The 21,578-nt window shown below is 57.2% G+C and carries 21 protein-coding genes and 1 other RNA gene; 7 read left to right on the top strand and 15 right to left on the bottom strand.

The features are described 5' to 3' along the window. Positions 1 to 65 precede the first annotated feature (65 nt). The 5 genes from HNQ50_RS05165 to HNQ50_RS05145 form a co-directional block, all read right to left on the bottom strand. Positions 66 to 332: a BolA family protein gene (locus HNQ50_RS05165; RefSeq protein WP_184098306.1), complete on the bottom strand. Its 267-nt coding sequence runs from the start codon at positions 330 to 332 to the stop codon at positions 66 to 68. 8 nt (positions 333 to 340) lie between these two features. Next, on the bottom strand, positions 341 to 640 hold the full coding sequence (locus HNQ50_RS05160) for a YciI family protein (RefSeq protein ID WP_184098304.1): 300 nt from the start codon (positions 638 to 640) through the stop codon (positions 341 to 343). 5 nt (positions 641 to 645) lie between these two features. After that, the gene (locus HNQ50_RS05155; protein WP_184098302.1) at positions 646 to 1,317 is read right to left on the bottom strand and encodes a septation protein A; all 672 of its coding nucleotides are present in this window, start codon (positions 1,315 to 1,317) and stop codon (positions 646 to 648) included. A 351-nt stretch (positions 1,318 to 1,668) separates the two neighbouring features. Beyond that, an RNA gene (ffs, locus tag HNQ50_RS05150) (signal recognition particle sRNA small type) lies at positions 1,669 to 1,766 on the bottom strand. 60 nt (positions 1,767 to 1,826) lie between these two features. Then, entirely contained in the window at positions 1,827 to 2,813 is a 987-nt protein-coding gene (locus HNQ50_RS05145; RefSeq protein ID WP_308419135.1) for an asparaginase, read from the bottom strand. Between the two features lie 69 nt (positions 2,814 to 2,882). On the opposite strand from HNQ50_RS05145, the gene smpB reads away from it, so the two are divergent. After that, complete coding sequence (gene smpB, locus HNQ50_RS05140) at positions 2,883 to 3,338, top strand: SsrA-binding protein SmpB (RefSeq protein WP_184098298.1); 456 nt, start codon at positions 2,883 to 2,885, stop codon at positions 3,336 to 3,338. An 89-nt stretch (positions 3,339 to 3,427) separates the two neighbouring features. Here smpB and plsY read toward each other — a convergent pair whose 3' ends face one another. Next, on the bottom strand, positions 3,428 to 4,048 hold the full coding sequence (plsY, locus tag HNQ50_RS05135; RefSeq protein WP_184098296.1) for a glycerol-3-phosphate 1-O-acyltransferase PlsY: 621 nt from the start codon (positions 4,046 to 4,048) through the stop codon (positions 3,428 to 3,430). An 84-nt stretch (positions 4,049 to 4,132) separates the two neighbouring features. On the opposite strand from plsY, the gene HNQ50_RS05130 reads away from it, so the two are divergent. From HNQ50_RS05130 to HNQ50_RS05115, 4 genes are all read left to right on the top strand, one after another. After that, positions 4,133 to 4,489, top strand: coding sequence for a dihydroneopterin aldolase (locus HNQ50_RS05130; protein WP_184098294.1), 357 nt, complete (start codon positions 4,133 to 4,135; stop codon positions 4,487 to 4,489). A 409-nt stretch (positions 4,490 to 4,898) separates the two neighbouring features. Then, positions 4,899 to 5,786, top strand: coding sequence for a Tim44 domain-containing protein (locus HNQ50_RS05125; RefSeq protein WP_184098292.1), 888 nt, complete (start codon positions 4,899 to 4,901; stop codon positions 5,784 to 5,786). Positions 5,787 to 6,025: 239 nt separating this feature from the next. After that, on the top strand, positions 6,026 to 6,379 hold the full coding sequence (locus HNQ50_RS05120; protein WP_184098290.1) for a hypothetical protein: 354 nt from the start codon (positions 6,026 to 6,028) through the stop codon (positions 6,377 to 6,379). Between the two features lie 20 nt (positions 6,380 to 6,399). Next, positions 6,400 to 7,068, top strand: coding sequence for a Crp/Fnr family transcriptional regulator (locus HNQ50_RS05115; RefSeq protein ID WP_184098289.1), 669 nt, complete (start codon positions 6,400 to 6,402; stop codon positions 7,066 to 7,068). 75 nt (positions 7,069 to 7,143) lie between these two features. Here the strand turns inward: HNQ50_RS05115 and HNQ50_RS05110 are convergent, their stop codons facing one another. Next, complete coding sequence (locus HNQ50_RS05110) at positions 7,144 to 7,434, bottom strand: YciI family protein (protein ID WP_184098287.1); 291 nt, start codon at positions 7,432 to 7,434, stop codon at positions 7,144 to 7,146. A 134-nt stretch (positions 7,435 to 7,568) separates the two neighbouring features. Between HNQ50_RS05110 and HNQ50_RS05105 the strand changes: the two genes are divergently transcribed. Further along, positions 7,569 to 8,453 carry a LysR family transcriptional regulator gene (locus HNQ50_RS05105; protein ID WP_184098285.1) on the top strand — a complete coding sequence of 295 codons (885 nt, stop codon included), beginning with the start codon at positions 7,569 to 7,571 and terminating at the stop codon, positions 8,451 to 8,453. Between the two features lie 201 nt (positions 8,454 to 8,654). After that, positions 8,655 to 10,976 (top strand): sensor domain-containing diguanylate cyclase, encoded by a 2,322-nt coding sequence (locus tag HNQ50_RS05100; protein WP_184098282.1) that lies wholly within the window; start codon positions 8,655 to 8,657, stop codon positions 10,974 to 10,976. 6 nt (positions 10,977 to 10,982) lie between these two features. Here HNQ50_RS05100 and HNQ50_RS05095 read toward each other — a convergent pair whose 3' ends face one another. The 8 genes from HNQ50_RS05095 to nusA form a co-directional block, all read right to left on the bottom strand. After that, entirely contained in the window at positions 10,983 to 11,306 is a 324-nt protein-coding gene (locus HNQ50_RS05095) for a DUF2325 domain-containing protein (RefSeq protein WP_184098280.1), read from the bottom strand. Between the two features lie 172 nt (positions 11,307 to 11,478). Next, entirely contained in the window at positions 11,479 to 12,459 is a 981-nt protein-coding gene (locus HNQ50_RS05090; RefSeq protein ID WP_184098278.1) for an NAD(P)H-quinone oxidoreductase, read from the bottom strand. Between the two features lie 183 nt (positions 12,460 to 12,642). After that, the gene (gene pnp, locus HNQ50_RS05085) at positions 12,643 to 14,772 is read right to left on the bottom strand and encodes a polyribonucleotide nucleotidyltransferase (RefSeq protein ID WP_184098276.1); all 2,130 of its coding nucleotides are present in this window, start codon (positions 14,770 to 14,772) and stop codon (positions 12,643 to 12,645) included. A 461-nt stretch (positions 14,773 to 15,233) separates the two neighbouring features. Further along, positions 15,234 to 15,503, bottom strand: a complete 270-nt coding sequence (rpsO, locus tag HNQ50_RS05080; protein WP_184098274.1) for a 30S ribosomal protein S15 — start codon at positions 15,501 to 15,503, stop codon at positions 15,234 to 15,236. Positions 15,504 to 15,611: 108 nt separating this feature from the next. Continuing rightward, a complete protein-coding gene (gene truB / locus HNQ50_RS05075) occupies positions 15,612 to 16,523 on the bottom strand; it encodes a tRNA pseudouridine(55) synthase TruB (RefSeq protein WP_184098272.1) in 912 nt (303 codons plus the stop codon). Between the two features lie 152 nt (positions 16,524 to 16,675). Further along, positions 16,676 to 17,065 (bottom strand): 30S ribosome-binding factor RbfA, encoded by a 390-nt coding sequence (rbfA, locus tag HNQ50_RS05070; RefSeq protein ID WP_184098270.1) that lies wholly within the window; start codon positions 17,063 to 17,065, stop codon positions 16,676 to 16,678. A gap of 196 nt (positions 17,066 to 17,261) precedes the next feature. Beyond that, entirely contained in the window at positions 17,262 to 20,039 is a 2,778-nt protein-coding gene (gene infB / locus HNQ50_RS05065; RefSeq protein WP_184098269.1) for a translation initiation factor IF-2, read from the bottom strand. A gap of 15 nt (positions 20,040 to 20,054) precedes the next feature. After that, positions 20,055 to 21,527: a transcription termination factor NusA gene (gene nusA, locus HNQ50_RS05060; RefSeq protein WP_184098267.1), complete on the bottom strand. Its 1,473-nt coding sequence runs from the start codon at positions 21,525 to 21,527 to the stop codon at positions 20,055 to 20,057. Positions 21,528 to 21,578: the final 51 nt, after the last annotated feature.

Below are 21,578 nucleotides of genomic sequence, written 5' to 3'. Positions count from 1 at the left end.
TGAATGTTGTCGGTTCAATGCTGCATACATATCAAGTTATATGTCCGGGAACACCGACGGCGTTCTCAGAGCTCATCAGGCGTCAGCGCCTTGATGCTGAGCGCATGCACGCGCGCAGGCATCAAATCTGCCACCAGTGCATACACTTTGCGGTGTCGGGCCACCTTGCCCAGACCAGCAAAGGCCTGCGCCACAATCGTGACTTCGAAGTGACCGCCACCACCACTGCCAGCATGTCCGGCATGCGCGGCGCTGTCATCGTGCACGATCAGGGTTTCAGGTTCAAGAGCCGCCAGTCTTTGCTGCAGCTCAACTTGTAGCGAATTCATCATACCAGAGTTCAGGGAAGTACCTGCTTGAAGGGTTTCACGCTGGTTTGACCGTAGACGCCCTGGTGATACGGGTCCTCGCTATCCCATTTTTGCGCTGCGGCCAGCGATTCAAACTCGGCCACAATCAGGCTACCGGTAAAGCCCGCCGGGCCAGGATCGGGCGCATCAATGGCCGGAAATGGCCCGGCCAGCACCAGCCGGCCTTGCGCCTTGAGTTCTCCCAGCCGTGCCAGATGGCCCGGGCGCACGGCATTGCGCTTTTCCAGTGTATCGGGCAAGTGTGTACCGATAATTGCGTAAAGAGGCATGTTTTTCAGTCCTTGTCCGACGGATTGCCGCGCTGGACGGGCTCGTCGGTCATGTGTTTGCTCAGCAGTACGCCTTGTGCCACGACAAAAACCACCGTCAAACCTAACGTTCCGAACAGCTTGAAGTTGACCCAGGTGCTATAGCTGAACAGTTGGGCAATACAGATATTCAACAGACCCATCACTGCAAAAAACAGCACCCAGGCGTAATTGACGCCATTCCAGACTGGTTCGGGCAGCGACATCTGCTTGCCCATCATCACCTTCATCAAGTTCTGCCCACGCACCCACTGCGAAAACAGCAAGACGGCGGCAAAGATCCAGTACAGGCCGGTTGGCTTGTATTTGATGATGTCCGGGTTATCAAAATAGAGTGTGGCACCACCCATGGCCATGATCAGGACAAAGCTGACGATCAGCATCTTGTCGATCTTGCGCCATTTGATCCATGCAAACACCAGCTGCACGACACTGGCGACCATGGTGACCGCAGTGGCGATCAACATGGCAATCTGATCAGGGGTTTTGGGTGGTGTGGAATTCTGGGCGGCAAGAATCACTTGCGACAGGACGGGCACGTGGCTGGCCAGAGACGCGGCATGTGCAGGATCGTGCGAGCTGAAGAAAAACGCCAGGAAAAAGAAGATGACCGGGAAGAGGTCGAAAAAAGCCTTCATTGAGACAGAACCAGATACTGGATGGCGCATTATGCATTTGGCTCCCGGCACTGACAAGGCGCTGGGTCACAGGCAAAAAAAACGCCGCGACTAGCGCGGCGGAAATTCCACTGGAGATACACGAAGCATCAGCTTGCGAAGTGGATATTGCGCTCACACGGGGTATGACGTGTTGATGCGGGTCAAGCTATTCCAGGTACAAATCACATCAGGCGGGAAAACATCGAAGAAAGCGGGAAAGCCTGGGAAGGTTTGCAAAACGCGCGCGAAGCCAAAATACGAAGTACCGGCCGCAAACAGATCGGTCTTGAAAGAGATTCGGGAGAATAACAGGGAAAACTAAAAGGGAGGGGTGGCGAGCCCGACCCCCGGCACTGGCATCAAAAGCTGTGGCTGCTTCCTTCCGGACCTGACCAAGTTCACCTTCTAGCCATGCGGGGAGACCCGCCATCGAGAACAGAGGGCAACTATACCATGGACCGTCTGTCTGCCGCTACCCAATCTGCAAATCAATCCCCCGGGTCAAACTCCCCTGCCCGGTTCTGCCCAAACAACTGGCGCCGTTCCGCCAGATCTTCTGTCTGACCACACACCCAATACAACTTGGCGATGGCAGCCTCAGGAGTCATGTCATGTGCATTGAGCACGCCGGCCTCCAGCAAACTTTTGCTGGAAGCATACAAGCCCATTTGTACGGCCCCTGCCGCGCATTGCGTGCAATTGACCACCAACGCCTGCCTGGCCAGTTGTTCGATTGCGGCTTTGAGTTCGGCATCTGCGGGCACATTGCCACTGCCGTAGGTTTCCAGCACCACGCCATCCAGCGGTGCAACCAGCAATGACTGCGCCAACCAACTTGCGCTAAAGCCAGGCGCCAGCGTCAAGCGCACTACCCGCGCACCCGGCTTGACGGGCAGCAGACCCTGATGGGCGGGCTGTGGCAAAGGCAAACTGTTCAATGCCCAACCATTGCCAAAACGCTGACCCAGCGGCGGGCAATTGGGGCTATCAAATGCAGCATCCCGCTCGCAATCCATTTTGCGTACCCGGTTGCCGCGATATGCCACGCCGGCAAAAACCACAGCCACCTCGGCCAACGCCCCGCTGGCAGCCAGACCAATGGCATCCGCCACATTGCCTGGTGCGTCGCTCTTCGCGGCCTCCCATGGGTGCTGGGCACCGGTCACCACCACCGGCTTGCCAAGGCCGGCCAGCACAAACGAGAGTGCAGCGGCGGTCCAGGCCAGGGTGTCCGTGCCATGCAGCACCACAAATCCATCGTATTGCTCTGCCCGTTGGGCAATGTCGGTGGCGATGCGATTCCAGTCCGCCGGCGTCATATCACTGGAGTCGAGTAATGGCGCATATTCAAGCACTTGCACCATCGGATACCGGGCTTGCAGGGTCTGTGTCAGAAAGCCCGGCACTGGCGCCAGACCATCCGGCCCCGGTCGCATGCCGAGGGTGCCGCCGGTATAAAGAATACAAATTTGCACAGTGATACCTCGAAATCGCGCCACCCGGTACAATCTTTATTCAGACGATGAGCCCGAATGGCAAAAGAAATGACGATTGTTGATAACCGTAAAGCGTTTCACGACTATTTTATCGAAGACCGGCTTGAAGCCGGACTGCAACTGGAAGGCTGGGAAGTCAAATCCATTCGCGCCGGTCGGGTTGCGCTGAAAGAATCCTACGTGATCTTTTCCAAAGGCGACTTCTGGCTGATGGGGTCGCATATTACGCCGCTCGTTTCTGCCTCGACACACGTGTATGCAGATCCGGTACGGCTACGCAAGTTGCTGCTCAAACGCCACGAGATTCTCAAGTGGGCCGAAAAGGTCGAGCGTTCCGGTTATACCGTGGCCGCGCTGAACATGCATCTCAAGAATGGCTATATCAAGCTGGATATCGGTCTGGCGAAAGGCAAGAAGCAGCACGACAAGCGCGAGACGCAGAAAGAACGGGAGTGGGTGCGCGAAAAAGCCCGCATCGTACGGCAGCACACCAAGCAGGTCTGATTGGCCAGCAAGAAACACCCCAGCAAAAAGCCCGGTCCATGCCGGGCTTTTTGCTGGATTGCGCAGACGTCCACAACCACACGCCGCAATCAGGAGCGACTTTCGTCCCGCCCGCTGATGCGGCTTTCGCTGCCCTGCAACAGCTTGCGGATATTTTCATGATGCCGCGCAATCAGCAGCACCGAGATCACCAGCACGGCATAGAGGTACTCACGCTGCGGGATGAAATACCACGTCAGGATAGGTGCGATTACGGCGGCAACGAGCGCTGCGACGGAAGAAATCTTGAAACCCTTGGCCAGAATCAACCATACCCCCAGGGTAATCAGGCCGCAGCGCCAATCGAGTGCCAGCAAAATCCCCCCTGCTGTCGCCACACCCTTGCCGCCCTTGAAGCGGAAGAAGACCGGCCACATATGTCCCACGGCAACCGCGAGCGAGGCCGCAGCAATCACCGCGTGCGGTTGGGGGATTTGCCACAAACCAACCAGCAAACTGGCAAACAGGACAGCGATCAGCCCCTTGGCTGCATCGCCCAGCAGCGTCAGCAACGCGGCTTTTTTGTTGCCGGAGCGCAGTACATTGGTCGCTCCCGGGTTACCCGAGCCATACGTACGTGGATCGGCCATGCCCATTGCGCGGGATACGATCACCGCAAACGAGAGAGAACCGATCAGATAAGCGGCCAGCACGACGATTAACGACTGCATTTGGAAATCCACTACAATAACGAGTTTTCGATTGTAAGCGATCCGCAGCCGGGAACGTCAAACTGAACCCGCGCCAGGAGTGGTATGGACATCATTTTTTTGCACGGCGTGCGCGCCAAAACCCTGATCGGCTGGTATGACTGGGAGCGTGTTGCCCCCCAGGTAGTCGAACTTGATCTTGAAATCGGCCTGCCATCAACACGCGCTTGTGTGTCCGATAACCTGACCGACACCATTGATTACGACAAAGTGGTGCAGCATCTGCGCGCCGCCATGGCCGAACAGCACTTTTTGCTGCTCGAAGCACTGGCCGAGCATATTGCCCATTTGATTATGCAGGATTTCTCCGCTCCCTGGACCCGCGTGTCCGTCACCAAGCTGGGCATTTTGCATGAGGTGGGGCGCGTTGGCGTCACCATCGAGCGCGGCCAGCGCAGCTGATCTTTCTTCCGGCGCCTTTCAGCTTTTTGTACTTGCGACCCGCAGGCAGATGCCAGACTCTTGATACATGAGTCAGGTCGCTGCCGTCTCGCAACACATCGCAAGTCGTAAGAAAATAGATTCCGGACTGGAAAGCTATTCTTGCCGGCGCGCAATTTCGCTTTGCACGGATCGGTAACAGCCCTTGTCGGCCAGCCGTCATTGGCCCGGCGGAAAGTTGCCGTACTTACAGCCTGTTAGCTCAAAAATACCGCCCATACCGCTATGAGGTGCGTAGACGGCCTGTATCGTATACACAAAAATCGTCATTTAGTGGCACTTGAAATTAGCAGTTTAAGCCCTTACTAATGTACGATTCATGGTTCACCAATGCACAACCTGACAATCGATTGACCAGGGACTGTCGTTAATGCGTAGTCGTATTCCCGGATCACGTTTCTTTATTGTATTTCTGGCTCTTGCAATTGCAATCACCGGGCCGGCCGAAGCCGCGCGTCTGGGCGGTGGCCGTTCCGCCGGTCTGCAACGCAGCCAGATTACGCGCAGCGCACCCGCGCCACAGACTCCGGCACAGCCACAGCAGCAACCCCAACCACAGCCACAGCGCTCTGTGCTGGTCCCGGCGCTGGCCGGCGCAGCCGTGGGCGCTGCAGCCGGCTATGCGCTCGCGAAAAATGGCGAGCACGCCTCTGCCGCCAGTGCCGATCAGGGCGGCAGCAGCTTGCCTTGGGGTTGGCTGATTTTGCTGGGTGGGCTCACGCTGGCTGGCTTCATGTTTTTGCGTCGGCGCGAGCGCCCGGTGGTCGACCCCTACCCGGAAACCCGGCCGGTGCCAGGCTGGAATGACTCACGCCTGAATACCCAAAACAATCAAAAAATTTACCGGATTGGCGAAGGTTTGATGCAAAACGGCCAGGGCGCGCCCGCCAGTCTGCCAGATGGCACGGATACACAAGCATTTTTGCGGCATGCCAAAGCCAGTTTTCAGCATCTGCAGGCAATGAATTCGCCAGAGCAACTGGATGAATTGCGCAAATACCTGACCCCGGAACTCTTTACCGAGTTGCAGGCAGAAATTGCCACCAACCGGGAGATTGCAGATTTCCCGTCGCTTAATATTGATCTGCTGGATATTTCGGATGAGCCTGGCCGCGTGCTGGCCAGCGTGCGCTTTAAAGGCCAGGTCAGCGAATATGTGAACGCGCCAGTCCAGCCATTTGAAGAAATCTGGCATTTCACCAAGCAAAAAGCCCCGTCTACCCGCTGGTTGCTGGCGGGCATTGAGCAGCCTCGTTAAGCCTGGTCATCCGCTACTTGCTCCCCGTTTCATCCGCCTGATGGCCCGCAAATGATCTTTGCGGGCCATCAGCGTCTTTAGCGCGGCAGCACGCCATTCTGACGTTCAGATATTCCCCATTTTGTAGCCAGGCCCTTGCAAATTGTCTGCGAGCGGGCAAATTGCTTTACAGCAACTAAAGTAAAGTATGGTTTAGCCCGATATAGCCGTTAACCGATCAACTACGGGTTGCAAACCTCATGTCCAGACTTCGCCCTCTCGCAGGACTTTTTTTTGTCGTTACGGCACTCAGCGGCTGTGATCAGGTCAATACATTGCTGAACAAACAGCAAGCCAACGGCAAAGCGATTGGAGCGGCCTGCCGCCATAGCGGTAGAGCGCTGGAAGATTGTTTCAGCCGGAATCCGAAAATCGCCAAATCGGATATCTTTGCCGGCTGGAAAGAAATGAACGAATATATGCTGGCCAGAAAAATGGACGTGGTGCCAAGCAGTTCTGAAGACTGCGGCCCTGATCCTGAAGAAAAGAAAAAGGCAGCGCCTGACCAACACAACACATCAGCAGCCTCTGCGCCGGCCAAGGACGGCGAGTGAGCACAGGAGATGTTTCATAGATGGATACTACCTTGAAAAACTTTCTCAGCCAGATCCCTGCGTTTGAAGGATTTTCAGACGAAGACCTGGAAGTGGTACTGCAAGCCGCAGTACGCCGCCATCTACCCAAAGGCACCTTCCTGTTTCGCGAAGGCGACCCGGGTGAAGCCATGTACCTTCTCGTTGAGGGGCGCACCCGTTCGTTCACCAGCGACAATCAAGGCAAGGAATTCGTGTTCCTGATCGGGGAAGCCGGTGACGTGTTTGGCGAGACCTCCATGATCGACGACGAACCGCGCAGCTGGTCCACCCAGTGCGAGGAAGACTCCACCTTCCTCATGTTTACCAAGCAGGATTTCCGCACGGCGCTGGATGCCTATCCGCAAATCAAAGACAAGCTCATCCTGTCGCTGGCCCGCATGGTGCGCCGCCTCTCCGCCACCATGAAAAACCTGGCACTGCTGGATGTTTATGGCCGTGTACGCGCCCTGTTCGAGGGGATGGTGCATGAACAGGCAGACGGCACCATGATCATTAACGAGCCCCTCACCCAACAAGCTATTGCCGACCGTGTGGGGTCTTCGCGGGAAATGATTGCCCGGATTCTCAAGGAACTGGTCTTCGGCGGTTATGTGCGTCTGGAAAACAAACGCATCATTCTGCTGCAACGCATGCCGGAACGCTTCTGAGCCTGTGCAAGACCAACAAAAAGCCGACCTGCTGGTCGGCTTTTTTCATGCACAGCTACGCTGCCCCATCCTGGTTTAACGGCCCTTGAGCGTATCCAGCTCCGGCAGGGTGACTTTGAAGTCAACTTCATCGATGGTGTAGTTCACCACATCGGCCGTGACATAACTATCTTCAGCCAGAATTTGTCGCAAAGCCTCGCGGGATGGCACTTGCGCCAAAATCACCCCGCCAAGACCACTGCGCTTGGGGCCGGCAGCCAGAAACACCCCAGCCTCCAGATAGCGTTTCACCCATGCACCATGAGACGCAATATGCGGTTCCACAGCAGCGGGGCTTTGAGAATAGCTGGCGGTTAGTATGTACATGGTGCGTTCTCCCTGGTATGTGGCAAAACGGTCATCGTTTTGCAAGGCACGAACCCATTATCATTGCCAATCTCCAGATGATAAATGTGCTATTTTTTGAAACACCTTCAACCACAAGTTATAAATGGCGCGCGATGGATCGTTTGCAAAGCATGGAGATTTTTGTGCGGGTGGTCGATCTGGGCGGATTTACCGCTGCCGCTAAAGAGTTTGATATCTCGGCAACCATGGTAGGCAAACATGTGCAGGCGCTGGAACAACGCCTGGGCGTGCGCTTGTTGAATCGCACCACGCGCCGGCAAGGTCTCACCGAAGCGGGCCGTATGTACTATCAGCGCTGCCGTCAGGCCCTGGCCGAGGTAGAGGCCGCTGACGCCAGCGTGGACATTTTGCGCAATGCTCCGCGGGGTGAGTTACGCATCAGCGCACCGGTTTCATTTGGTGCCAATCAGCTCTCCCCTGCACTCACCGGCTTCTTGCAGACATTTCCGGAAATCAATGTGGCTCTGCATCTGAACGATCGGGTCGTGGATCTGGTGGAGGATGGCTATGACGCGGTGATTCGCATCGGCAAACTCAATGACTCTGGCTTGATCGCCCGGCCTCTGCGCCCCTATCGCATGCTGTTGTGCGCCAGTCCAGCTTATCTGGCTCGGCGCGGTACGCCGCAGTTACCCACCGACCTGCCCCACCATGAATGCATGGATTTTCTGCGGTGGGAAACCGAGCACACCTGGCGGATGTTTGGTGAATCCGGCGAAATCCAGGTCCAGGTGCCGGCGCGCCTGACCATCAACAATGGCCAGGCACTGCGCAACGCGGCACTGGCCGGGTTTGGCATTGTCATGCAGTCAGAAGCGGTGCTTGCGGATGATCTTGCCTGTGGGCGACTGGTGCAATTGCTGCCTGACTTCACGCCGCCGGCCCGCCCTATGCACCTGATTTATCAGGCTGACCGACAGCCCACACCCAAGTTAAGCGAATTCATCAACTTCATGTTGGCGCACTTTGGCGGATGACCATATTGTATCGGCGCAGTTCCGTTCAGTAATGCCTTTGGACACGGGCAATGCGATAGCGAATTCCCGCGTAAAACCGCCTATGATCCAGGAAGAACATACCGCCTCCCGGTGTTCAGACAAAACACGGAGAACAGGCCCTTTGATGCATATCCGCTCTCGTATCACGCTCTGGCAGGCTGTCTTTGACTCAGGCGCAATATGATCACACCGCCGATCCCGCCTGATGAAGAAGCGCGTTTGCAAGCGCTTAACCAGCTTAACTTACTCAATAGCGACCCGGATCCTGCGCTGGACCGGTTAACCCGGCTGGCAGCCCGGGTGTTTGGCGTGGAAAACGCGCTGATCTCGCTGGTGGCGGCGGATTTCCAGTTTTTCAAATCCTGTTACGGCTTCACCGGCAAACGCACCGCGCGCGACGTCTCTTTCTGCGGCCACACCATCATTGTCGATGATCTGCTTGTCCTGGAAGACGCGCGCGAAGACCCCCGCTTTCACGACAATCCATCCGTCATCGGACCACCCCACATCCGCTTTTACGCAGGCAAGGCACTCAAAACACTCAGTGGCTATCGCATTGGCTCGCTCTGCGTGTTTGATTCGCAACCGCGCAAACTGGATCAGGCCGGAATCGACCAGTTGATCGACGTGGCCATGCTGGTACAAAAAGAACTGCACGCCCGTGAATTTGCCTTGCGGGCCTCTTTATCACAGGCGCGTGCCAGCGAAGAAATCATTCACCAGGAAGGTTTGTTCCTCAGCACGTTTGAACAAGCCGCGGTCGGCGTCGCCCACCTCAGCCTGGACGGCGACTGGCTACGGGTGAACGCGCGGTTTGCCAATCTGCTGGGGCACAGCGTGGCCTCGCTGATGGCTGTGCCGCTGAATGAGTTGCTGGAGCCAGAATCCGCAGCCCATATGATTGCCCGGCGGGAACGCCTGATCAACGGCGGCGAGTGCGAACGTACCGAAGAGCAAGTACAGCATCGCGAGGGCCACAAAGTCTGGCTGGAACTCACCTACTCACTGTTCCGGGGTGAAACCGGGCAACCCTGGTTTTTGGTGCTGATTGCCCAGGATATCTCGGCACGCAAGGCCGCAGAGGCCGAACTGCAAGCACTGCAAGCCAGCCTGCAGGCAGAGATCGCGGCCCGTACCCAGCAATTGACTTCAGCCAATGTGCAACTGGCGCGGGCCCTGGGCGAATTGCGGGTTATCCAGGATCAGACCCTGATCAAGAAACGGCGGCTGAGCGACACGCTGGACACCGCGCTGGAGGCGTTTGTCGGCGCCACGCAGGAAGGCACCATCGTAGAGTGGAACCAGCAAGCTACCGAAACATTTGGCTGGACGCGGGACGAGGCGATGGGCAATAACTTTGCCGATCTGATCATCATGCCCGAGCATCGCGATGCCGTGCGGGCGGCGGTGCGGGCCTATGTGGAATTTGCCGATCTGCCGCAACTGTTTGAACGCGGCGAAATGCATGCGCGCCATAAGGATGGCCACCCGATCGAGGTCGAAAAGACGGTCTCGCCGATCTGGGACAACGGGCGCTATCTGTTCAATATTTTTCTGCACGATATTTCGGCGCGCAAACATGCCCAGGCCGAACTGCGTGAAAACCAGGAACAACTACAAACCATCATGGACAATGTGCCGGTGCTGATTGGCTATGTTGAGGCCAACCTGCGCTGCCGTTATATGAACGCGACCTATGAGGAGTGGTTTGGTCGCGACCCGCAGTTGCTGATCGATCAACCGATTCCGGATGTCGCCAGCCCTGAAGAATGGGCATTGATTGAGGGATTGGTACGCAATGCCCTCTCTGGCAACAAAAGTGCGGCAGACATTCATCTGGACACGGGTAATCATCCCCGCGACGTGCGGCTGAGCATGATTCCCGACCTGGCCGCAGATGGTCACGTGCGCGGTTGTTTTACGTTGGGCGTTGATCTGAGTGACCGTAAACGGCTGGAAGAAACCCTCCGCCGCGAGGCCATGGAGGACCCGCTGACCGGTTTGCCCAACCGGCGCGCGATTCTGCAATTAATCCAGCGCGCGTGCGAACGCCAGGAGCGCCACCCGCAGCCGCTAGCGGTGTTCTTCCTTGATCTGGATGGTTTCAAGGCGGTGAATGACCAGTTTGGTCATGATGCGGGTGATGAGGTGCTCACCACCTTCGGCCGGCGATTACAGACTTGTGTGCGCAAAACCGATTCAGTCGCACGGCTGGCCGGGGATGAATTCACCATCTTGCTGGAAGACCTGCAAAACCCCAAAACGGACGCCACCCGGGTCGCCCAGAAGATTGTGCAGGCCATGCAACAACCGTTTGACCTGGGTGAGCATCAGATCACGCTCTCCACCAGCATCGGCATTGCACTGCATTTGCCCGGCGAGCCTGTCAACGCTGAGGCGCTACTCAGTGTTGCGGACGCGGCCATGTATGAGATCAAACAAAGCACCAAAAACGGTTATCGCTTCGCCGGCCCACCAGAGGCCAGCAAAGCCGGCAGCTAACCGGACTTAGTGTTTTTTATGCGCCGGACAGTCGTCGCATTGCCGGGGCGAACATACTTTGTCCAGGCTTTGCGACAGCGCACACACCGAACGCCGGCAAGCGACAAAGCGGATGTTTTCCTCATGCGCCATTTCACGGTAGTGGCGCATCACGTTGTGTCCCAGGAAATCCGTAAACAGGATAATCAGATCCACGCCTTTAAGTGTCGCTGGCTTGCGCTGGTGAGCGGCGTTGCGGCCAGATACATGTTTGTGAATGGCAATCCCGTACTGATTCAGTACATCCGGGATATTGCCAAGGGTATCTGCGCCAACAATAAATGCGTTCATGAAGCACTCCATCGCCATCTGGCTGGTGGTCAGTCACCGGTACACCCTGCACCGGTGAAGCTATGGAATGCACTCTAATCTAAATGAGAATTGTTATCAACAAATATATATTACGATTTTGTCAGGCAGAACCGGGAACTTTGCAAGCGCTTGATCCTCATCAAAAACGACCCTAATCCGGGTCATTCACCCGCAAGATCACCTTCCCCAGGTTCTTGCCTTCTGCCACGTAGCGATGCGCATCTCCGACCGCTTGCCAGTCAAATACTTTATCGACGGTGATGCGCAGTGGGCCGCTGATCAGCCTGGGTAACACGTAATCACATACGCCTTGCGCCAGCCGGCGCTTCACCGGCAAAGCCTGCGGCCGCAAAGTGGAGCCGCGTACGGTTTGCCGCTTGACCAGCAATAGCCCCATGTTGATCCCGGTCTGCGGGCCGCGCAGCATGCCAATCACAATGATCTGTCCATCCGGATTCAAGCACGCCTGGTTAGGTGACAGATAATCACCACCTACCCCATCCAGGATCAGATCAACTCCGCCTGCGCGTTTTACCTCCGATGCAAAATCCTGGGTTTTGTAATCAATCACCATATCGGCGCCCAGGCTTTTGCAGTAATCCCCCTTCTCGACCCCGCCAGCGGTAACGGCCACCCAGGCCCCATAGGCTTTGCAAAGCTGGATGGCGGCGCTGCCCACGCCAGATGCACCGGCATGCACCAGCACCCGCATACCTTCCCGCAAGTTACCCAGTTCAATCAGATTGAACCAGACCGTCATCCAGGCCTCAGGCAGACTGGCCGCGGCAACATCGTCCAGCTCTGCCGGAATATGCAGTGCCATTGCGGCATCCAGCACACAATAACGGGCATAGCCACCACCACCGACCAGGCCAGCCACCCGATCACCCAGCACGAAACCAGCGACACCCTCACCCAGTCCAGCAACCTCCCCGGCCACCTCCAGCCCCAGAATGGTGGAATCTCCTGCCGGAGGCGGATAGTGCCCTTCGCGCTGCATCAGATCCGCCCGGTTTACGCCAGCGGCATGCACCTTGACCAGCAACTGGCCGGGGCCTGGGCGTGGCTGATCGACTTCTCCCACGTAAAGAGTCTCGGGACCGCCCGGAGCGGTTTGCAACACTGCGCGCATGGTGATTCTCCAGAAGGGGTATATGTGTTGATGCTGAGCACCAGCCTATGGGATGACATCAATGCCCGAAAGTTCTTGAGCCCTCAGGCGGGGCGCCTGGTCTGACGGTCATAAAAAAACCACGGCAAGCCGTGGTTTTTGTGAAGCTGCATGCGGGCAGCCGGGCCGCCCGCACCGGATCAATTACGCTTCCGGCGTCACCGGCGCAGTGCCGGCTTCGTCGTTCAGTACAGCCTTGATCGACAGACGCACACGGCCTTTCTCGTCTTGTTCCAGCGCCTTCACGCGAACAACCTGACCTTCCTTGAGGTAGTCAGACACGTTCTTGATGCGCTCGTTGGCGATCTGGCTGATATGCACCAGGCCATCACGACCCGGCATGATCGAGACGATAGCACCGACGTTGTTGTCCAGAATCTTGACAACCGGGCCTTCGTAGATCTTGCCGATTTCCACTTCAGCGGTAATTTCGCTGATGCGGCGCTTGGCTTCATCGGCACCTTCGGCGCTGATGGAGGCAATCGTGATGGTACCGTCTTCCTGGATGTCGATCTGCGTGCCGGTTTCTTCGGTCAGTGCGCGGATCACGGAACCGCCCTTACCGATCACGTCACGGATCTTTTCCGGGTTGATCTTCATGGTGTACAGACGCGGTGCGTGTTGCGACACCTCAGCGTTGGCGCCGGCCACTTCAGACTTCATGATGCCCAGGATGTGCAGACGACCAGACTTGGCCTGGTCCAGTGCCACCTTCATGATTTCCTTGGTGATGCCGTCGATCTTGATGTCCATCTGCAGCGCGGTCACACCAGCATCGGTACCGGCTACCTTGAAGTCCATATCACCCAGGTGATCTTCATCACCCAGGATGTCGGTCAGCACGGCAAAACGGTTACCTTCCTTGATCAGACCCATGGCAATACCCGCCACGTGGTTCTTCAGCGGTACGCCAGCATCCATCAGCGCCAGGCAGCCGCCGCACACGGAGGCCATCGAGGACGAACCGTTGGATTCGGTGATTTCCGACACCACGCGCATGGAGTAACCAAACTCTTCTGCGCTCGGCAGCACGGCGATCAGCGCGCGCTTGGCCAGACGACCGTGGCCGATTTCGCGGCGCTTCGGTGTGCCAACACGGCCGGTTTCACCGGTGGAGTACGGCGGGAAGTTGTAATGCAGCATAAAGCGGTCGGAATACTCACCAGCCAGCGCATCAATCTTCTGCTCGTCCAGCTTGGTACCCAGCGTGGCGACAACCAGACCTTGCGTTTCGCCACGGGTAAACAGAGCGGAACCATGGGTACGCGGCAGCACGCCGGTACGCACGGTGATCGGACGTACGGTGCGGGTGTCGCGGCCGTCGATACGCGGGAAACCGTCCAGAATCTGGTTACGAACGATCTTGGCTTCCATATTGTGGAAAATGCCGCGGATCTTGTTCGCTTGCAGGGTATCGGTGTCTTCGGTGATCAGTGCAGCCTTCACCTTGTCCCAGGCTTCGCTCAGCTTGGCGGTACGCGCCTGCTTTTGGGCGATACGGAACGCAGCACCGATATCGGCACCGGCGATCTCGCCAATCTGTGCTTCCAGCGCGCTGTCAGCGGTGGGCTCATCCCACTCCAGCAGTTCCGGATTGACTTCATCGGCCAATGCGTTGATGGCGTTGATCGCCTTTTGCATTTCGTCGTGACCAAACACAACGGCACCCAGCATGACTTCTTCGGACAGTTCTTGCGCTTCCGATTCCACCATCAGCACGGCTTTCTCGGTACCGGCCACCACGAGGTCCAACTGGCTAGTCGCCAATTCTTCCTTGGTCGGGTTCAGCAGGTACTGGCCATTGGCATAACCCACGCGCGCGGCACCAATCGGGCCCTGGAACGGTACACCGGAAATAGCCAGCGCAGCGGAGGCACCGATCATGGCCGGAATATCAGAGTCGATCTGCGGATCAAGCGACACCACGGTGGCGATGATCTGGATTTCATTGAAGAAACCTTCCGGGAACAGCGGACGGATCGGACGATCGATCAGGCGGCTGGTCAGAATTTCTTTCTCGGAAGGACGACCTTCACGTTTGAAGAAACCGCCGGGGATTTTACCCGCAGCGTAGGTACGTTCTTGATAATCAACGGTCAGCGGGAAGAAATCCTGACCGGGTTTGACACCGCGAGCTGCCACGACAGTGACCAGCACCACGGTATCATCCATGGAAACCAGAACCGCACCGGAGGCCTGGCGAGCGATTTCGCCCGTTTCCAGAGTCACGGTGTGTTTGCCGTATTGGAAAGACTTCGAAATTTTATTGAACACGGATTGCTATCCTTTTCAGTGATGCGCTTTTCGGCCACAAGCGCGTGCGATTGCCGCTGCGGTCAGGCCGGGAGACGATAAAGGTCGCGTTGTGTTCGGCGCAAGCCAGTACCATCCGGGACAAAAGAGCGAAGCATCAAGGCTTTGACCGCTGTGCCAATGATGCACAGCCGGCGGGCCGCTTCGCATTCACAAGACCTTGTCCGTGACCGCCAGTTCCAGCACAGTCCATCACCCGTTTGTTTGCCGCCGGAACTGCGATTTGACAAACACGCGGGACAACCAGGAAACCTTTTTATTTCCGGCAAACCGGAAAACAAAAAGGCACCTGTCGATTCATTCTGAACTACAGATCACCAGAATGAATGGACAAGTGCCCTCTGACCGCCCAACCGTGTCGGTCAGGCGGGGTGCCCCAAACAAAAAAGTCGCAGTTTTCACTGCGACTTTTTCGCGGACCATTACTTGCGCAGACCCAGCTTCGAGATCACGTTGCGATAGGTATCAGCATCGGTGCGCTTGAGGTAGTCCAGCAGGCGACGACGACGGGACACCATCTTCAACAGACCACGACGGGAGTGGTGATCCTTGGCATTGGCCTTGAAGTGGGGGGTCAGATCGTTGATGCGTGCGGTCAGCAGTGCAATTTGCACTTCCGGGCTACCGGTATCACCAGCGGCGCGTTGGAATTGACCTACGATTTCAGCCTTCTGGCTCACAGAAACAGTCATGTTGTTACTCCGATAAATGATCTCAAACCACCACAACGGCAGGTTTTCAGATCAGACAAGCAAAGCCGAGCGACTAACCCGGGTTTGCTCCATTAACCAAGACACTGCTTACACAGTGCTTAGCAGACGTTTGGGCCGCAGCACATCATCGGATGCCACTTCGCCCAAACCAAGGAACGCGCGATTATGCCCGTTTTGCGGGGTGCCGTAAAGCTGAAAGAGCCCCGCTCCGTCGGGCCAGCCCGCCCGGCGGCTCACACTCATGCCATGCAGGATACGATCAGTGTCCGCCATATCCAGTTCAATCTGCGGCAAATCGGTCAGCAGTGTTTCTGGCGTCATCAGCAATGCTTCGCGCTGCGGCATCTCCAGTTGGCCAAATTCGTCCAGGCCGATTGCATCATCCAGCGAGAAACCGGCCGTGCGCGTGCGGCGCAAACCGGCAAGGTAGGCACCACAACCCAGGGTCCGACCAATATCATCGGCCAGCGTGCGCACATAGGTCCCTTTGGAACAAGAGACATCCAGCACCAGCACGTCACCCTCAAAACTGACGATATCGAGCGTATAAATCGTTACCGCGCGCGCGGCACGTTCAATCTCGACACCCTGGCGGGCGTATTCGTACAGCGACTTGCCCTGGTACTTGAGCGCGGAATGCATAGGCGGCACCTGCTCGATATCGCCGGTGAATGCCTTGAGTACGGTTTCGATCTGCGCTCGATCACAGCTCACTTCGCCACTACGCGAAATACCGCCCTCGCCGTCCAGCGTGGTCGACACCTGGCCCAGTTGCAACGTAGCGCGATAGCCCTTGTCTGCATCCAGCATACGCTGGGCAAACTTGGTCGCCTCGCCAAAACACAGCGGCAACAACCCGGTCGCAAACGGATCAAGCACGCCGGTATGACCGGCTTTTTCTGCCTGCAGCAACCAACGGGCCTTTTGCAGGGCATTGTTACTGGAAACGCCAAACGGCTTATCCAGCAACAAGACACCGTCAATCTTTCGTTTGGCCACTGCTCACTCCTGAAAACCGCGCTGGCTGCGCAATACTGCGTTACGACCCAAAAAGGCCTCCTTGCATAGACCCATCGATGCTGCGCCCGCCTTTGTGCGCCGTGCCTGGTCTTGCCTGGCCATCGCCGCACTCAGGAGCAAGCAGCAAACAATCAATCTTCATGCTGGTCATCCGGCGCGCTGGAAAGGCTGGTCGCTTTCTGGATCAGGCTATCGAGTGCCATGCCGCGCTCAACCGAGTGGTCATATTCAAAATGCAGTTCAGGCATCTTGAAGAGCGACAAACCCTTGGCCAACTGGCTACGGATAAAGCCCTTGGCCGCTTCCAGCTTGGCGGCGACATCTGCGGCATCTTCCGGCGTACCCAGGAAGGTGTAGAAAATTTTGGCGTGCGAGTAATCGCGCGTGACTTCCACATCGGTAATGGTAATCAGCGACGCCTTGGGGTGATCCAGCTCGGCGCGGATCAGTTGGGCCGTATCGCGTTGCAACTGCTGCGACAGGCGATCGGCGCGCGAGTAATTCTTTGTTTGCTTGGGCATGATTTGGAACCCGTCAGTGGTGATACATGTAATGTGAAACGAAGCGGGCTGAAAATACAAAGGGGCAAGCCCTCCTGAAGATCGTGAACCGCAAAGCAGGGAAGCAAAAAGGGATTCCTGTTACGGCATCACCTTTCCACCCCCTGCTTCACGCCCCACGCTTCAAGCAGCCTGCCCCTTACACTCATTCGCCTGATTACAGCGAACGGGCGATTTCAACAATTTCGAAGACTTCCAGCTGATCGCCTTCTTGAATGTCGTTGTAGTTCTTCAGTTGCAGACCACATTCGTAGCCCGATCTGACTTCCTTGACGTCATCCTTGAAGCGCTTGAGCGTTTCGAGTTCGCCTTGATGGATCACCACGTTGTTGCGCAGTACACGAACGCCTGCGCCACGCTTGACGATACCGTCCAGCACGTAACAACCAGCAATCGAACCCACCTTGGAGATCACGAACACCTGGCGGATTTCCACCAGACCGATCACTTGCTCCTTCTTCTCCGGAGCCAGCATGCCCGACAGCGCTGCCTTCACGTCATCTACCGCATCATAAATGATGTTGTAGTAACGGATGTCCACGCCTTCTTGCTCTGCCAGCTTGCGGGCAGCTGCATCGGCACGCACGTTAAAGCCCACCACCACCGCCTTGGAAGCCAAAGCAAGGTTGATGTCGGATTCGCTGATGCCACCCACCGCCGAGTGCAGAATCTGCACGCGCACTTCGTCGGTCGACAACTTTTGCAGCGAACCAGCCAGCGCTTCCAGCGAACCTTGTACATCGCTCTTGATGATGATCGGCAGGCGTTGAACTTCGCCGCCTTCGGCCATCTGCGCGAACATGTTTTCCAGCTTGGCCGCTTGTTGCTTGGCAAACTTGACGTCGCGGAACTTGCCTTGACGGAACAAGGCGATTTCACGCGCCTTCTTCTCGTCGGCCAGCACCATGGCGTCTTCACCCGCACGCGGCACTTCGGACAGACCCAGAATTTCCACCGGGATGGATGGGCCTGCTTCGCTGATCGGCTTGCCGTTTTCATCCAGCATGGCACGGATACGACCGAACACACCGCCCGCCAGCAACACGTCACCCTTCTTCAGCGTACCGGTCTGTACCAGCATGGTCGCCACAGCACCACGACCCTTGTCCAGACGGGCTTCAATGATGATGCCCTTGGCCGGCGCATCGATCGGCGCAGTCAGTTCCAGCACTTCGGCTTGCAACAAGATCGCGTCGAGCAGGGTATCGATACCTGTACCTTGCTTGGCAGAGACCTCGATAAACTGGGTATCACCACCCCAGTCTTCCGGTACCACTTCCTGCGCAACCAGTTCCTGGCGAATACGCTCCGGATTGGCGCCTTGCTTGTCGATCTTGTTGACCGCAACCACCATCGGCACACCGGCTGCCTTGGCATGGTGAATCGCTTCAATGGTCTGCGGCATCACGCCGTCATCAGCAGCCACCACCAGCACCACGATATCCGTGGCCGAGGCACCGCGAGCACGCATGGCGGTAAACGCCTCGTGACCCGGGGTATCCAGGAAGGTGATCACGCCCTTTTCGGTTTCGACGTGGTAGGCACCAATATGCTGCGTAATACCGCCGGCTTCGCCCGCGGCCACTTTGGCACGGCGGATGTAGTCCAGCAGCGAGGTCTTGCCGTGGTCAACGTGACCCATGACGGTCACAACCGGTGCGCGTGGCAGCCGTTCGTGTTCGCTCTTGTCGTCGTCGCCCAGATAGGTTTCCGGATCGTCCAGCTTGGCGGCAACCGGGGTATGACCCATTTCTTCCACGACAATCATCGCGGTTTCCTGGTCCAGCACCTGGTTGATCGTAACCATCATGCCCATTTTCATGAGCGCCTTGACGACCTCGACACCCTTCACGGCCATCTTGTGTGCCAGATCGGCCACGCTGATGGTTTCCGGCACTTCAACGGTATGCGTAATCGGCTCGGTCGGCGCCTGGAAAGCGTGGGCGTTGGCATCGTGTTGCTGCTGGTTCTTGTTACGACCGCCCTTGCGGGACTTCCAGTCGTTATTACCGGCGTCGCCACCCTTGGTACGCAAACCACCCTTCTTGCCAGCGCCGGGGCCAGTACCACCACCGCGTTTCTGACGATCATCTTCCCAACCCTTCTCGCCCTTTTTCTTCTCGGCAGGATGGGCTGGAGCCGGCGCAGGTGCGGCGGCCTTGGCAGGTTCCGGAGCGCGCAGCGGCTCGTTACGCGGCTTGCGCAACTCAACACGCATACCGATACGTGGACGAGAATCATCCGAACGTGTCGACGCATGGGCCGGAGCGCGTGCCGGTGCCGGAGCAGGTACAGGTGCTGCAACGGCCGGAGCCGGTGCGGGCACGGGTGCCGGTGCTGCAGCAACAGGTGCGGCTACCGGCTCGGCCACGACTGGCGCGGGAGCAGGTTCTGCCACGACAGCGACAGCTTCTGCCGGTGCGGCCTCAACTGTGGTTGCTTCGGCAACCGCGTCATCACGACGCGGCTCGCCACGGTGATGCTTGGCACGCATTTCGGCGGCCTGGCGGGCAAACAGTTCGTTCTGGCGATTGGCTTCTGCCTCACGTGCAGCACGTTCATCTGCGTTCACAATCGGTGCGCTCGGTGCCGCAACGGGTGCCGGGGCAGCTTCAGCCTGAACAGCGGGCTGAGGCACTTCCGGCGTCACCACGACACGCTTCTTGCGGACCTCGACCTGAATGGTCTTGGCCTTGCCTGTTGCATCGGTCTTGCGGATTTCGCTGGTCTGTTTACGTTGCAGGGTAATACGCGGCTTGTCGCCGGCAGCGCCGTGCTTCTTTTGCAGATGATCCAGGAGGCGTGTTTTGTCCTCGGCCGTTACGGAATCCGATTCATTTTGCTTGGCGACACCTGCCGCCCGCAGTTGCTCCAGCAATTCTTGCGACGGCATTTTCAGCTCTGCCGCGAATTGACTGACTTTCAGTTCACTCATGCAATTCCTCCCGCCTTATGCGAACCAATGCTCGCGGGCCTTCATAATCAACTGTTTGGCATCGTCGTCGGCGATACCGGTCATTTCCACCAGTTCGTCGACAGCCAACTCGGCCAGGTCGTCTCGCGTATGGATATCGTGCTCGGCCAGCTTGCCGGCCAGTTCGGCCGTCATGCCCTGCAGACTCTTCAGATCTTCGGTCTGATGTTCCAGTTGTTCTTCGTGCACGATGGCCTGGGTCAACAGGGCATCGCGAGCACGGGCGCGCAACTCGTTCACGGTGTCTTCATCAAATGCTTCAATTTCGAGCATTTCATTCAGTGGCACATAGGCCACTTCTTCCAGCGTATTGAAGCCTTCTTGCACCAGCACATCGGCTACATCTTCATCCACGTCCAGCGCTTTCACAAAGAGTTCGCGGACCTTGGTGAATTCGGCTTCGTTTTTCTCTTCAGCCTGATTCACCGTCATGATGTTCAGTTTCCAGCCGGTGAGCTCGGAAGCAAGCTTCACGTTCTGGCCACCACGGCCAATGGCCATGGCGAGGTTTTCTTCGTCAACGATCACATCCATGGCGTGGCTTTCTTCATCCACCACAATGGAGCTCACGTCAGCCGGAGAAAGCGCACCAATCACAAATTGCGCCGGGTCGGCAGACCACAGCACGATATCGACACGTTCGCCTGCCAGTTCGTTGGTTACTGCATTTACACGAGTGCCGCGGACGCCAATACACGTACCTTGCGGATCAACACGCGGATCGTTGGACTTGACGGCGATCTTGGCACGCATGCCAGGGTCCCGCGCCACGCCCTTCAATTCGATCAGGCTGTTCTCGATTTCCGGTACTTCCATCTCGAACAGCTTGCACATGAATTCTGGTGCAATACGCGACAGCACCAGTTGCGGACCCCGGCCCAGGCGATCAATGCGCAGCAAGAAAGCACGCACGCGGTCACCCACGCGCAGGTTTTCCTTGGGGATCATCTGGTCACGGGGCAGCACCGCTTCGAGCTTGCCCAGTTCGATGATCGCGTTGCCGCGCTCGATACGCTTGATGGTGCCGTTAACCACATGTTCACGGCGATCCAGGAAGTCGTTCAGATTCTGTTCACGCTCAGCGTCACGAATCTTCTGCAAAATGACCTGCTTGGCGGTTTGCGCGCCAATGCGGCCAAACTCGATCGGCTCGAGTTCTTCTTCCCAGGTATCGCCCAGCGCCAGATCCTTGTCGTAATCTGGTGCATCAGTAATCGCAATCTGACGGGACGGTTCTTCGTGGTCGTTGTCTTCTACCACCGTCCAGACGCGGAAGCTGCGGTAATCGCCCGACTCGCGGTCGATCGAAACGCGGACATCCACTTCGTCGTCGTAACGCTTTTTCGTCGCCGAGGCCAGCGCCAGTTCCAGCGCGGTAAACACGACGTCTTTTTCAACATTCTTTTCACGTGCCAGTGCGTCGACCAGCAACAGAATTTCACGGCTCATTGTCTATTTCCCCCGGCAAAGCCCGGCCAGCTGTATTGTCGGTATTCACTC

Source organism: Silvimonas terrae, assembly GCF_014202765.1.
GTDB lineage: Bacteria > Pseudomonadota > Gammaproteobacteria > Burkholderiales > Chitinibacteraceae > Silvimonas > Silvimonas terrae.
The sequence above is the reverse complement of the archived record's forward strand: the minus strand, read 5'-3'. Positions and strand labels throughout refer to the sequence as shown.

Excerpts from the sequence above, each read along its gene's own strand:
- HNQ50_RS05105 (WP_184098285.1), top strand. The coding sequence starts at position 7,569 with ATGGATCGTTTGCAAAGCATGGAGATTTTTGTGCGGGTGGTCGATCTG.
- HNQ50_RS05095 (WP_184098280.1), bottom strand. The coding sequence starts at position 11,306 with ATGAACGCATTTATTGTTGGCGCAGATACCCTTGGCAATATCCCGGAT.
- rbfA (WP_184098270.1), bottom strand. The coding sequence starts at position 17,065 with ATGCCCAAGCAAACAAAGAATTACTCGCGCGCCGATCGCCTGTCGCAG.
- rpsO (WP_184098274.1), bottom strand. The coding sequence starts at position 15,503 with ATGACTGTTTCTGTGAGCCAGAAGGCTGAAATCGTAGGTCAATTCCAA.
- HNQ50_RS05120 (WP_184098290.1), top strand. The coding sequence starts at position 6,026 with ATGTCCAGACTTCGCCCTCTCGCAGGACTTTTTTTTGTCGTTACGGCA.
- HNQ50_RS05125 (WP_184098292.1), top strand. The coding sequence starts at position 4,899 with ATGCGTAGTCGTATTCCCGGATCACGTTTCTTTATTGTATTTCTGGCT.
- HNQ50_RS05115 (WP_184098289.1), top strand. The coding sequence starts at position 6,400 with ATGGATACTACCTTGAAAAACTTTCTCAGCCAGATCCCTGCGTTTGAA.
- plsY (WP_184098296.1), bottom strand. The coding sequence starts at position 4,048 with ATGCAGTCGTTAATCGTCGTGCTGGCCGCTTATCTGATCGGTTCTCTC.
- HNQ50_RS05130 (WP_184098294.1), top strand. The coding sequence starts at position 4,133 with ATGGACATCATTTTTTTGCACGGCGTGCGCGCCAAAACCCTGATCGGC.
- smpB (WP_184098298.1), top strand. The coding sequence starts at position 2,883 with ATGACGATTGTTGATAACCGTAAAGCGTTTCACGACTATTTTATCGAA.
- HNQ50_RS05160 (WP_184098304.1), bottom strand. The coding sequence starts at position 640 with ATGCCTCTTTACGCAATTATCGGTACACACTTGCCCGATACACTGGAA.
- HNQ50_RS05090 (WP_184098278.1), bottom strand. The coding sequence starts at position 12,459 with ATGCGCGCAGTGTTGCAAACCGCTCCGGGCGGTCCCGAGACTCTTTAC.
- HNQ50_RS05165 (WP_184098306.1), bottom strand. The coding sequence starts at position 332 with ATGATGAATTCGCTACAAGTTGAGCTGCAGCAAAGACTGGCGGCTCTT.
- HNQ50_RS05110 (WP_184098287.1), bottom strand. The coding sequence starts at position 7,434 with ATGTACATACTAACCGCCAGCTATTCTCAAAGCCCCGCTGCTGTGGAA.
- HNQ50_RS05155 (WP_184098302.1), bottom strand. The coding sequence starts at position 1,317 with ATGAAGGCTTTTTTCGACCTCTTCCCGGTCATCTTCTTTTTCCTGGCG.
- HNQ50_RS05100 (WP_184098282.1), top strand. The coding sequence starts at position 8,655 with ATGATCACACCGCCGATCCCGCCTGATGAAGAAGCGCGTTTGCAAGCG.
- nusA (WP_184098267.1), bottom strand. The coding sequence starts at position 21,527 with ATGAGCCGTGAAATTCTGTTGCTGGTCGACGCACTGGCACGTGAAAAG.
- infB (WP_184098269.1), bottom strand. The coding sequence starts at position 20,039 with ATGAGTGAACTGAAAGTCAGTCAATTCGCGGCAGAGCTGAAAATGCCG.